The sequence below is a fragment of the Spirosoma litoris genome (assembly GCF_054776755.1).
This window is the reverse complement of sequence record NZ_BAAHBI010000051.1, coordinates 25,815-38,277: the sequence shown is the minus strand read 5'-3', so window position 1 is coordinate 38,277 and position 12,463 is coordinate 25,815. Positions and strand designations below refer to the sequence as shown.

The window sequence follows — 12,463 nt, the reverse complement described above, 5'->3', positions numbered from 1 at the left end:
CGGCCTCTGTTAATTTTAACAACTAGAATTCGTACGGGCTGCGTTGCAAAAATTGACCAAACGGCCATTATTCTTATATTTAAGAACGATTTTTCTGCTTCAGAAAAGGAATATTTTTTATTTGTTAAGTACAATAGTAAACTTGCGATAATACTACTTTCGTTCACCTTCACTCTATCATGCGTTATACAAAGGCTGTAGCCAGCTCTCTATTTACACTAGTACTGATTTGGGCCTTGAGCCGATCCTGGGGAAGTATCCCTGCCTTTGGGCCACTTCTAAGTCCATTTGTAGGTTTCTGGCAAAACGCCGAATCTGCAACTAGTGCGGACGAGGAAATCACGCTGAATGGTACCAAAGCACCCGTAACCGTTATTTTTGACGACTTAGCCATTCCGCACGTTTTCGCGCAGAATGATCACGACGCTTATTTCGCACAGGGTTATTTAACAGCCCGTGACCGACTTTGGCAGATGGAATTTCAAACCCATGCTGCGGCTGGGCGGGTTGCCGAACTAGTAGGCGACAAAGCCTTAGAACTAGATCGGTTTAATCGACATCTTGGTATGGGTTTCGGCGCTGAAAAAGCGGTAAAAGCAATGATGGCTGACCCGCGCTCCCGAGAATCAGTAGAAGCGTATACTGCGGGTGTAAATGCCTACATCAAAGAACTAAGCCCCGCCCATTATCCACTTGAGTACAAATTATTAGGCTATGCGCCAGAACCCTGGCAACCGATTAAGTGCGCTTACTTCCTGAAATACATGTCGGGTGTGCTGGCCCTCGGTGCTGATGACCTGAACATGAGCAATGTCCTTAAAAAATATGGCACCGTTGTAACGACTGACCTTTTCCCCGATTACCCGTTTCGGGAAGACCCCATTATACCTGTTGGAACGAAGTGGGATTTTACGCCTGTCAAAATCCCTGCCGTCCCTGCTAATACATCGCCAGATGGGAAGTCAGTTGCAATCAATTGGCCCGAACAGGACCCAACTATCGGCAGCAACAACTGGGCAGTTGGACCGCAAAAATCAGCGTCGGGTTATCCAATTCTGGCCAACGACCCCCACTTATCGCTGAGTTTGCCGTCAATCTGGTATCAGATGCAATTAGTAACGCCAACTATGAATGTATACGGGGCCACCATGCCAGGTTCACCGGGGGTAATTATTGGCTTTAATAAGCAAGTGGCCTGGGGTGTTACGAATGTGGGTGCCGATGTGCTGGATTTTTACCAGATTCGATTCAAAGACGCTTCGCGGAAAGAATACTGGCACGATAACAAATGGAAGCCCGTTACCCGGCGGCTAGAAGTGATTAAAGTGAAGGGTATGCCCGATGTGGTCGATACCGTTCTGTATACCCACCACGGCCCCGTTATGTACGAAGTGGGGCAAAAACCTTTTGCCAAAAATGTTCCGGTGGGTTATGCCGCTCGTTGGATAGCGCACGAAGCCTCTAACGATTTCCTGACCTATTATTTACTCGATCGCGCTAAAAATCACGACGATTATCGGAAAGCACTGAGTTATTATGGCGCACCAGCCCAGAATTTTGTTTTTGCCGATACAGCTAAAGACATTGCCATTTCACCGAATGGCCGTTTCCCGCTTAAATGGAAAGATCAGGGTAAGTTTTTATTAGATGGCACTAACCCTGCTCACGACTGGCAGGGTTGGATTCCGGCCGATCAGAATCCGCACGTGAAAAACCCACCGCGAGGATTTGTCAGCTCGGCCAACCAATCCTCAACCGATCCAACCTATCCTTACTATATCAACTGGCAGTTTGCGCCATCTGAGCGAGGTACGAGAATAAATCAACGCTTAACGGCAATGAAACAGGCTACGCCCGATAGCCTGCGGTCTTTGCAAAATGATAACTTCAATCTTCAGGCGGCCAATGCGTTGCCTGTGTTTCTGCCTTACATGCAGGAAAAATCGTTATCGGGTGAACAGAAAAAAGTCCTTGATATCATGAAGAAGTGGCATTATAACAATGACATTGCTGAAATAGGCCCGACCGTTTTTACCGAATGGATGCGTCAGTATCTGGATGGTGTTTGGAAAGATGATTTCCCTAGTAATGATACCATACCGATGCGTTATCCAAGTTTTGACCGTACGCTGCATATGGCCGAAAAAGAACCGACCGCCCACTGGTTCGATGATATAACAACTCCGGCTAAAGAGACCATTGGTAGTGTGCTAACACAAAGTTTTCAGATGGCCGTTGATTCGCTTACTAAGCAGCATGGTGCTATTGGGACAGCCTGGCAGTGGGGACCGCATAAGGCCACGCGAATTACTCACTTAGCCCGTTTGGATGCGCTTAGTGCATTGAACGTACAAATTGGCGGTGGCAGAAGTGTGGTCAATGCTACGAGTGAACGACATGGGCCGTCCTGGCGAATGGTTGTAGCATTAGGGCCAACGCCAAAAGCTTATGGGGTTTACCCCGGTGGGCAATCGGGTAACCCCGGTAGCCCTTATTACCTGAACATGCTCGAAACCTGGCGCACGGGGCAGCTTAATGAGTTGCTGTTTCTGCAAACCGCTCAGGATGCAAATCCGAGAATTAAACGGAAGATGGTTATTAGGTAACACGGCCAGTCGGCGCCCGATGGAAAGCCACGATTTTTAATCGACATACAACTTATTAAAAGCGGCTTTTCTGCCGCAGTACACGATGATTCAAATTATTCTCATAGCTGTTTTAAGCTTATTGGCTCAATTAATACTCCCCTGGTGGAGCTTGGCTATTGTGGCATTTCTGGTTTGTGTCTGGCGTAGCGCGAGTGCTGGTCAGGCGTTTTTTGCTGGCTTTTACGGAGTAGCGCTTGTGTGGTTGATCTATGCCGTAATCCTCCATACGCGTACCGATGGCGTTTTTACGGGTCGCATGAGCGAATTGCTTTTCAAAACCAATAGCGCCATTTTACCAGGGCTAGTGACTGCCATCGTTGGGGGGCTGGTTGGCGGGCTAGCTGGGTTATCGGGTTACTTTGTTAAAGAGGCTATCGGAAATGAAATCGCAAATCGTACCTCGTAACCGCGACGGCGGACCGTTCGTAATTTCCTCTATCTTTGTAGAATAAACTAATAACTAACTGATTCATTTCCTGTGAAGAATGCCTCGTTGATTCTAAACGTCATCCTGACGATTGCCGTAGCTGTACTGTATTACCTACATTTTAAAGGCGCCCAGCCTGAATCGGCGGCCCCCGTTGCAACAACGCCTGCCGATGCGAAGGGCAAATCCATTGTTTATGTGAATGTCGATTCACTGTTAACCAAATACGATTACTTTAAAGACACGCAGAAAGTCCTTGAAAGCAAGCGGTTCCAATTAGAAAATGACCTGGCTAGCAAAGGTCGGAACCTGCAGAATAAAGTAACGTTCTTCCAACAACGGGCTGCTACCATGACGCAGGAACAAGGTCGGGCAACGGAAGCTGCGCTTCAGAAAGAACAACAGGATATTCTGGCTTACCGTGAGCGGGCTGCCCAAAGTCTGGCTGGTGAAGAACAGGCTAAAAACAAGCAACTATACGATCAGATTTACGACTATCTGAAAAAGATAAATGGCCAAAACAAATACGAGTTCGTACTTGGCTATACCAAAGGTGGTGGCATTTTGTTCGCTGATTCGTCGGTCGATCAGACAAAAGCGATTCTGGATGGCCTGAACAAAGAATATGCGGCTAAGCAAACGAAAAAATAGGCTTCCTGTACTAGTTTAGATTGCTGCTTACTTCAAACCCGGCTTGCTGAACAAGAGCGTTCAACGAGCCGGGTTTGTTTATAAACCTGATTACAAAATTATTTTCCAGGCACAAACCTCCTTTGAGTTTCCTGTGTTCTTGAACTTACCCGGTTACCTTTTCGGCCCGGAATTTAGTCTAACGTATTTTCTCTTAGTTTCAACGTAGCTGAAAATCAGAAGGAAATACAGCATATATCCTACATCCTATATCAGAAATATGGCTTCTGCTTCTATTGTTAAACAAGTTGATATTCGAAATCGTCGTGCTTCTTTTGAGTATGCGTTTCTGGATAAGTATACGGCAGGCATTGTGCTTACCGGTACTGAAATTAAGTCCGTTCGGCAGGGGAAAGTGAATTTACAGGATGCTTACTGCCTGATTCATAATGACGAGATGTTCATCCGGCAAATGAGCATTGCCGTTTATACTGAAGGCACTCACTACAACCACGAGCCTCTGCGCGATCGAAAACTTTTGCTTACCAAACGGGAGATTAAGCGTCTTACCGAGAAATTGAAGGATCAGGGCTTGACAATTGTGCCCATCCGGCTTTTTACCAGCGAACGAGGCTTTGCTAAGCTTGAAATTGCGTTGGCAAAAGGTAAAAAACTGTATGATAAGCGGGATAGCATTAAAGAGCGTGAAGTGGAACGGGATCTTCAACGAGAGCGGTATTAGTTTCAGTCGGCAGTCGCTGGTCAGGAGTCATTAGTTAGCGGCAATTCCTAGGTTATTGAGTCGCCACTATTGATTAGCGACTAAGGACTATCGACTAATCCGACTAAATTTTCTGGAACTATTGCCGATATGTGGATAAGTCTGTAACTTGCTACCGTACAGAGGCATCTAAACGCGATATGGGTAGGAAAGTATTAGTCTTAAATCAAGATTACAGTGCTCTCAGCATTTGCTCCGTTCCCAAAGCATTCCTGCTGGTTTTTTTAGATAAAGCTGAACTCGTTGCCGAATCGGAACAGTTTATGCTTCGAACCGTCTCCGCCGAGTTTCCAATGCCGACCGTTATTCGGCTTCATCGGTATGTGAATCTGCCTTACAAAGGCGTCATGCTTACCCGGCAAAACATCTTCAAGCGCGACGGTCATCATTGTCAGTATTGTGGAACCACTGAAGACCTGACACTCGACCACGTACTGCCAAAATCGCGGGGTGGTAAGACCAGTTGGGATAACCTGGCCACAGCCTGCAAACGATGTAACTCGCGTAAAGGCGACTTTACGCCTGAAGAGGCCAATCTGAAACTTCGTCAAACGCCATTTAAGCCCACATTTTTGGTTTTTTTGCGTGAGTTCTCAGGGTCTATTGAGCAAAGCTGGATGCCCTTTTTAGCGAAGAAAGAAAAGGCATTCCGATAATATCCGCTAATAAAGGAGAAAAGGGAAGAAGGGGACGAGCGGGAAAAGGGGTCTGTCATAAGCAAATCCTTTCTCCCACTCGTCCCCTTCTTCCCTTTTCTGCCTCTAATTCAAAGACTTTTACTGATTTCGAAACTTTTTTCAGAAAGCAATTGCTATCTTTGCAGTCCTTTTTTGAGGACAAAATTTTACAACTAAAAGTCAGTTCGCCATTGACCCACGAACTGATGTACCGAGCGGGTCAGGGAAACATTTTTTATGAGCAAAACGCAGCAACGCGAACTGCCGGCATTTGATTGGGACCGGGCAGACAACAAAGGGTTTGGTAGTGGCTATTCGGTTGAAGAACATAACCGGATGTTGGAAATGTACGACAACACGTTGTCGGAGGTTAAAGAGAAAGAAGTAGTAATGGGAACCGTCGTTGGGATAACGGATCGGGAAGTATTACTCAACATCGGTTTCAAATCGGATGGTTTGGTTCCAGCTTCTGAGTTCCGGGATATGCCGGATCTGAAGATGGGTGATGAAATTGAAGTTTACGTAGAAAATCAGGAAGACCCGAACGGCCAGCTGGTTCTTTCGCGTAAGAAAGCGAAAGTGATTACCGCATGGCAGAAAATTCAGCGTGCGCTTGATGAAGACCTCGTTATTGATGGCTTTGTGAAACGCCGGACGAAAGGTGGTCTTATTGTTGATATTTTCAGCATTGAGGCTTTCTTGCCAGGTTCGCAAATCGATGTGAAGCCAATTCGTGACTTCGACATCTTTGTTGGTAAGAAAATGGAGGTTAAAGTCGTCAAGATCAATTATGCTAACGATAACGTAGTCGTTTCGCACAAAGTCCTGATCGAGAAAGACCTCGAAGCACAACGTGCTCAAATCCTGAACAACCTTGAAAAAGGTCAGGTATTGGAAGGTGTTATTAAAAACATGACCAACTTCGGTGTATTCATCGATCTTGGTGGTGTAGATGGTCTGTTGCACATCACGGATATTTCGTGGGGTCGTATCAGCCACCCATCTGAAGTTCTGCACCTCGACCAGAAAGTTAACGTGGTTGTTCTTGATTTCGATGAAGACAAGAAGCGTATCTCTTTGGGCATGAAGCAACTTCAGGCTCATCCTTGGGATGCTCTGGCCGAAGACATTCAGGTTGGTTCGAAAGTGAAAGGCAAAATCGTAAACGTTGCCGATTACGGTGCATTCCTCGAAATCCAACCAGGCGTAGAAGGATTGATCCACGTTTCAGAAATGTCGTGGTCGCAACACCTGCGTAACCCACAGGAATTCCTGAAAGTTGGTGATGAAGTAGAAGCCGTTGTGCTGACACTTGATCGTGCCGATCGCAAAATGTCGTTAGGTATCAAACAACTGACCGAAGATCCTTGGACTCGTCCAGAACTGCGTACGAAATACGCTGTTGGTACGAAACATAAAGGTGTTGTTCGTAACCTAACCAACTTCGGCCTGTTCCTTGAACTGGAAGAAGGTATCGATGGTCTGGTACACGTGTCTGATTTGTCTTGGACCAAGAAAATCAAACATCCTTCGGATTTCATCAAAGTTGGTGAAGACCTCGAAGTTGTTGTTCTGGAGCTTGACGTTGACAACCGTCGTCTTGCCCTGGGTCACAAACAACTGGAAGAGAACCCATGGGATACGTTTGAAAGCGTATTTGCCGTTGGTACCGTTCACCGTTGCACGATCCTGAGCAAAAACGATAAGATGGCCACGCTCGAACTGCCTTATGGTATCGAAGGCTTCTCGTCGCTTAAGAACCTGGGTAAAGAAGACGGTACGTTTGCCGAAGTTGGCGAAACGCTCGACTTTAAAGTAACGGAGTTCTCGAAAGAAGAAAAACGGATTATGCTCTCGCACACGAAAACGTGGCAGGAGAAAAATGAGCCTGTTAAAGAACAGAAAGCACCGAAAGCCGCAGCAAAAACTGCTTCGGCACCGGCGCAGGCTGAGCGTGGTGCTACCTTAGGTGATCTTGATGCATTAGCTGCATTGAAAGAGCAACTGGAAGGTCGTAACTAAGCTAAACAGGCTCTAAACGATAAAATGCCTCTGGACTTTTTAGTTTAGGGGCATTTTTTTGTGATTGGTTATTCTACATTACAGATAAAATCGTATGTTTGCACTCCCGAATCCAGGGCCTGTCCTGAATTCGGATTTTATAAGGTTCCGTGGCCGAGTGGCTAGGCAGTGGTCTGCAAAACCTCGTACAGCGGTTCGAATCCGCTCGGAACCTCTCCTTATATAAAAAGGCTAACCCGTTATAGAGTAGTAAAACTCAAACTAAACGGATTAGCCTTTTTTGTTTATTCGGTATCAGCCTGCAATTAGGCTTTGAATGGATAGGAGTCTTCGAGGAGTATCGTATACTACCCATAGTTGTATTCACAGGTGGTTTATGTATTGCTATTCCTGTCACCCCCAATAAATGTCCTGTTTAAACTACTTAACGCTAATCTATAAACCATATATAGAAGTGAATGTGGCTTGTCATTAGTCAGCCTGTGATCTCGTTTTAGACCGCTTACTACTTATTTAATCGCTGTAACTTGATTACACATTAGTAATTTTAATCTATACACTAAATTTTTAATGTGTGCCATCTTTTATAAACACACGGATTATATCCCTGCTGAATGGTATTTTTTTTAGTATAAACAGTATTGATAAGTTGCCGTTCGCTAAAAATACGTCTTTATTTTCCTTGTTAATTAGAAACGATATAAATAAAAACGGTGGCTCAAATAACTAAACATCAATTTTTGCCTATACAGTAATCGTGTCGTACTTTTGGGCGCTAATAAAAAATTAGTGGTGATTTATGTTGATTCACTCAATTAATATAGTTCATAAAATGAGTTGTTTATACAAGCTTTGCGGAGTCGTAGTTCTATCACTTATGCTGCTGATTTCTGGTGGCCAAGTGAAGGCACAGGATGCAGCTGCTCCAGCAGGCGGTGGTGATGCTGAAAAAGGAAAGACCCTGTTTACTAACAACTGCGCCCAATGTCACGCGGTGACTGGCGAGAAAGTAGTAGGTCCTGGTCTGAAAGGAATTGAAAGCCGTGCTCCAAGTAAAGATTGGTTGCACAAATGGATTCGGAACTCATCGGCGGTTATTGCCAGCGGTGATGCTTATGCCAACCAGGTGTTCAATGCCAATGGTAAAATTCAAATGTCAAGCTTCCCAAGCTTGACAGATGCAGACATCGATGGTATCTTAGCATACATTGACGGAGCGAACAAAGCACCGGCTCCGGGTCCCGGAAAAGAACAAGTTGGACCTGGAGAACCATCTACTCCTGCTTCTTCTGGCCCGTCAGAACTTTTTACATTTGTATTGATCGCTTTGTTACTAGTAATGTTGCTGGTTCTGGGCGTTCTGTTAGCAATTGTATCAATTCTGTCGAAAGCCGTATCACCTGTTGCCGACGGAACACAAGTTACGTCTACATTTGGCCAACGCCTTAAAACAGGCTTGTCTGATGCCTTCAACAACCCAACGCTTCGTTCGATTGTTATTTGGCTGTTTCTTTTAGTGGCGGCAAAAGAAACGATCGATGGTGCATATAGTGTTGGTATTCAGCAAGGTTATGCCCCAAAGCAACCTATTGCTTACTCGCATAAACTGCACGCGGGTCAATACAAAATTGATTGTAACTACTGCCATACAGGTGCTCAGAAGGGGAAGAATGCTACGATCCCTGCGGCTAACATCTGTATGAACTGTCACGGTGTCATCAAGAAAGAGTCACCAGAGATTCAAAAGATTTACACGGCTATTGAAGAGAATCGCCCTATCGAATGGGTTCGGGTTCACAATCTACCTGACTTGGCTTACTTCAACCACTCACAACACGTAAACGTTGGTAATGTTGCCTGTCAGACTTGTCACGGAGAAATTGAGAAGATGGAAGTAGTAGAAGCTCGTTCATCGTTGACGATGGGCTGGTGTATCGACTGCCACCGTCGGACCGAGGTGAACACCAAAGACAACGCGTACTATGACAAACTCGTTGCTCTTCACCGGAAAGAAAGCAAAGAACCGCTCAAGGTAGCTAACATTGGCGGTCTGGAATGTTCTAAATGTCACTATTAATCCACGGGGCCTAATCTGGCCAGCTCACCAATAGTAGGGTACTTACCGCATACAACACGCATGGAAAATACATCTAAACGGTATTGGAAAGGGGTTGAGGAGTTACGCAATGATGAGACGTTTGTTAAGAACGCCAACAGCGAATTTGCGAATCCTGACCTGAGCGAATCGTCGAACGACCTGGATGGTTTGCTCGGGGGTTCTAACACCCAACGCCGTGACTTCCTCAAAGTAATGGGCTTTGGCATGGCAGCCGTATCATTGGCCGCTTGTGAAACGCCAGTCCATAAAGCCATTCCGTACATCAACAAGCCGGAATTTACATTCCCATCAATATCTGACTATTACGCGTCTACGTTTAGTGAAGGCGGAGATTATGCAGCTATTTTAGTAGAAACCCGCGAAGGTCGACCCATTAAAATAGAAGGTAATACATCGTCAAGCGTATCGAAAGGCGGAACAACACCCCGCTCGCAGGCTGCAGTTCTGTCGCTTTACGATATCGATAAATTGAAAGGACCAAAGCGTGGAGATGCTGACCTCGATTGGGCAACCGCCGATAAAGAGATCATCAGTCAATTAAATTCGATTGCTGCAAAAGGTGGAGCAATTCGTATTGTAACCTCTACGATTCTTAGCCCAGCGACTAAAGCTGTTATTGCTGATTTCGCTGCGAAATACCCAACAACCCGCCACATTACGTACGATGCCCATTCTGTATTTGGTATTGTACAGGCTAACCAGGCTTCGTTTGGTAAAGCAGTAATCCCATCTTATGATTTTGGCAAAGCGCAGACAATTGTTAGCGTTGGCGCCGATTTCCTGGGTACTTGGGTTGGCCCTATCGAATATATGGGACCTTATGCCCAAGGTCGTAAAATTGGTGCTGTAGGTGATGGTAAGAAAACCATGTCGCGCCATTATCAATTCGAGACCGGTCTTTCTATGACAGGTGCGAATGCTGATTATCGTACTGCTATCAAACCTTCGCAGGAAGGGTTGGTTGTTGCCGCTCTTTATAACAAAGTAGCAGCTAAATTGGGTGGAACGGCTATTAGCACAGCATCGGTTGACGTTGCTCATTTAGATAAGGCAGCTACAGACTTAGCTAATTCTAAAGGTAAAGCACTGGTCGTATCTGGATCGAATGACCCGAATGTTCAGATCGTTGTTAATGCGCTGAATAACCTACTAGGTAGCTACGGTACAACAATCGATATTAACACCCCCGTTAATTATCGGCAGGGTAACGATCAGCAAATGAGTGCCTTCATTAGTGAAGCTAAAGCTGGTCAGGTTGGTGCAGTGTTGTTCTATGGATCGAATCCTGTATACGACCACCCAAATGGTGCTGAACTTGCTGAAGCACTGCCTAAAATTGCTTTATCTGTTTCGTTTGCTGATCGTGCAGATGAAACGGCTTCTTTATCAAAATATATTACACCAGCTCCTCACTTCCTGGAATGCTGGGATGACGCTGAGCCAAAACAAGGTTTTTATAGCCTTACGCAGCCAGCGATCACGCTTATTTTCAAAACACGTCAATTCCAGTCTAGTCTGTTGACCTGGGCTGGTAAATCGAACGATTACCAGGCTTATCTGAAGAATTACTGGCGTGCTAACCAGTATCCAAAGGCATCTGGTTTTAGCTCGTTTGAAGCATTCTGGGTAAAATGCCTGAACGACGGCGTGTTTGAGCCTAACAAAGGTGCTGTGACAGCAGGTGGCGCTTCGTTCACCGGAAATGTGGCACAAGCCGCTGCTGGAATTGCTCAACGTTACAAACCAACAACAGGAATGGAGTTGTCTTTGTACGAAAAAGTGGGTATCGGCACAGGCGCTATGGCGAATAACCCATGGTTGCAAGAATTACCTGATTCAATTTCAAAAGCTTGTTGGGATAACTACGCGGCCATTTCGCAAAAAACGGCCAAAGCGATCGGTGTTGCCCAAAATGATCTGGTCACTGTTTCAGTAAATGGCAAGTCGGTTGAGCTTCCTGTATTGATTCAACCTGGTCAGGCCGATGATACTGTATCCATAGCTATTGGTTACGGTCGTGAGAAAGGCGGTAAGGCAGCCAATGGTGTTGGTAAAAACGTGTTCCCATTTGTTAGTCTGACAGGTGGTTATGCTACTTACTCGTCTACCTCAGCTAAAGTAGAAAAAGCAAGTGGTTCGCATGTAATAGCTCAGACCCAAACGCACGAAACTGTAATGGGCCGTCGGGCGGTTTTACAGGAAAGTGTTCTGTCTGAATACGTAAAAAATCCGAAGGCAGGTCGCTACGAGCCTAAAGTACAAACGTCAGTAGGCCCAACTGATCCAAACGATATTACACTTTGGAACGGTTATGGTAAGCCAAACCACTCATGGGGCATGGTCATTGACCTAAACTCCTGCTTAGGTTGTGGTACTTGTATTGTTGCCTGTAACGCTGAAAACAATATTCAGGTAGTTGGCCGTAAAGAGGTTATTAATCGCCGTGAAATGCACTGGCTCCGGATTGACCGATACTACAGCAGCGATGCCGAGCCTGAGGATTACTCGGCACTGGAAATTGCATCTGCTAACCCAGAGGTAACGTTCCAACCAATGCTTTGCCAACATTGCAGTAACGCTCCTTGCGAAACGGTTTGTCCAGTTCTTGCAACAACCCACAGCACGGAAGGTCTGAACCAAATGACTTATAACCGTTGTATCGGAACTCGTTACTGTGCTAACAACTGCCCGTATAAAGTTCGTCGTTTCAACTGGTTTAAGTATTTTGACAATGATAACTTTGATTATCATTTCAATAATGACCTGGGCAAAATGGTCATCAACCCAGATGTAACGGTTCGTTCGCGTGGTGTTATCGAAAAATGCTCTTTCTGTGTTCAACGGATTCAGGAAAGCAAGTTAACTGCCAAGAAAGAGCGTCGTAAACTGGGGGCTGATGAAGTTCAAACCGCTTGTTCGCAGGCTTGTTCTACCGGAGCTATTATCTTTGGTGATATGAACAATCCCGAAAGCACAATCTCTAAAGTTCTTGCCGTTGAGTCAGAAGCACGTGCATTCCATGTACTGGAAGAAATCAATGTGAGACCACAAATCTCTTACTTGACCAAAATCCGGAACAAGGACGAAGAACCAAAGAAAGAAGCTACTAAAGAATCACACGCATAAAATCAATTACGATTTACGAATTGCGATTTTAAT

8 protein-coding genes and 1 tRNA gene are annotated in these 12,463 nt (G+C 45.4%); all 9 read left to right on the top strand.

Annotated features, from left to right (window positions below; genetic code table 11):
* Positions 1 to 179: 179 nt before the first annotated feature.
* Positions 180 to 2,606, top strand: coding sequence for a penicillin acylase family protein (locus ACYVGR_RS27550; RefSeq protein WP_460962888.1), 2,427 nt, complete (start codon positions 180 to 182; stop codon positions 2,604 to 2,606).
* 85 nt (positions 2,607 to 2,691) lie between these two features.
* Positions 2,692 to 3,054, top strand: a complete 363-nt coding sequence (locus ACYVGR_RS27545) for a hypothetical protein (protein ID WP_460962886.1) — start codon at positions 2,692 to 2,694, stop codon at positions 3,052 to 3,054.
* Positions 3,055 to 3,126: 72 nt separating this feature from the next.
* Positions 3,127 to 3,726 carry an OmpH/Skp family outer membrane protein gene (locus ACYVGR_RS27540; RefSeq protein ID WP_460962884.1) on the top strand — a complete coding sequence of 200 codons (600 nt, stop codon included), beginning with the start codon at positions 3,127 to 3,129 and terminating at the stop codon, positions 3,724 to 3,726.
* A 259-nt stretch (positions 3,727 to 3,985) separates the two neighbouring features.
* Positions 3,986 to 4,447 (top strand): SsrA-binding protein SmpB, encoded by a 462-nt coding sequence (gene smpB, locus ACYVGR_RS27535; protein WP_460962882.1) that lies wholly within the window; start codon positions 3,986 to 3,988, stop codon positions 4,445 to 4,447.
* Positions 4,448 to 4,626: 179 nt separating this feature from the next.
* On the top strand, positions 4,627 to 5,142 hold the full coding sequence (locus ACYVGR_RS27530) for an HNH endonuclease (protein ID WP_182459777.1): 516 nt from the start codon (positions 4,627 to 4,629) through the stop codon (positions 5,140 to 5,142).
* A gap of 258 nt (positions 5,143 to 5,400) precedes the next feature.
* Positions 5,401 to 7,185, top strand: a complete 1,785-nt coding sequence (rpsA, locus tag ACYVGR_RS27525; protein WP_182459778.1) for a 30S ribosomal protein S1 — start codon at positions 5,401 to 5,403, stop codon at positions 7,183 to 7,185.
* A 143-nt stretch (positions 7,186 to 7,328) separates the two neighbouring features.
* A tRNA-Cys gene (locus ACYVGR_RS27520) sits at positions 7,329 to 7,399 on the top strand.
* A 585-nt stretch (positions 7,400 to 7,984) separates the two neighbouring features.
* Positions 7,985 to 9,262: a c-type cytochrome gene (locus ACYVGR_RS27515; protein ID WP_460962879.1), complete on the top strand. Its 1,278-nt coding sequence runs from the start codon at positions 7,985 to 7,987 to the stop codon at positions 9,260 to 9,262.
* A 60-nt stretch (positions 9,263 to 9,322) separates the two neighbouring features.
* A complete protein-coding gene (locus ACYVGR_RS27510; RefSeq protein WP_460962878.1) occupies positions 9,323 to 12,430 on the top strand; it encodes a TAT-variant-translocated molybdopterin oxidoreductase in 3,108 nt (1,035 codons plus the stop codon).
* Positions 12,431 to 12,463: the final 33 nt, after the last annotated feature.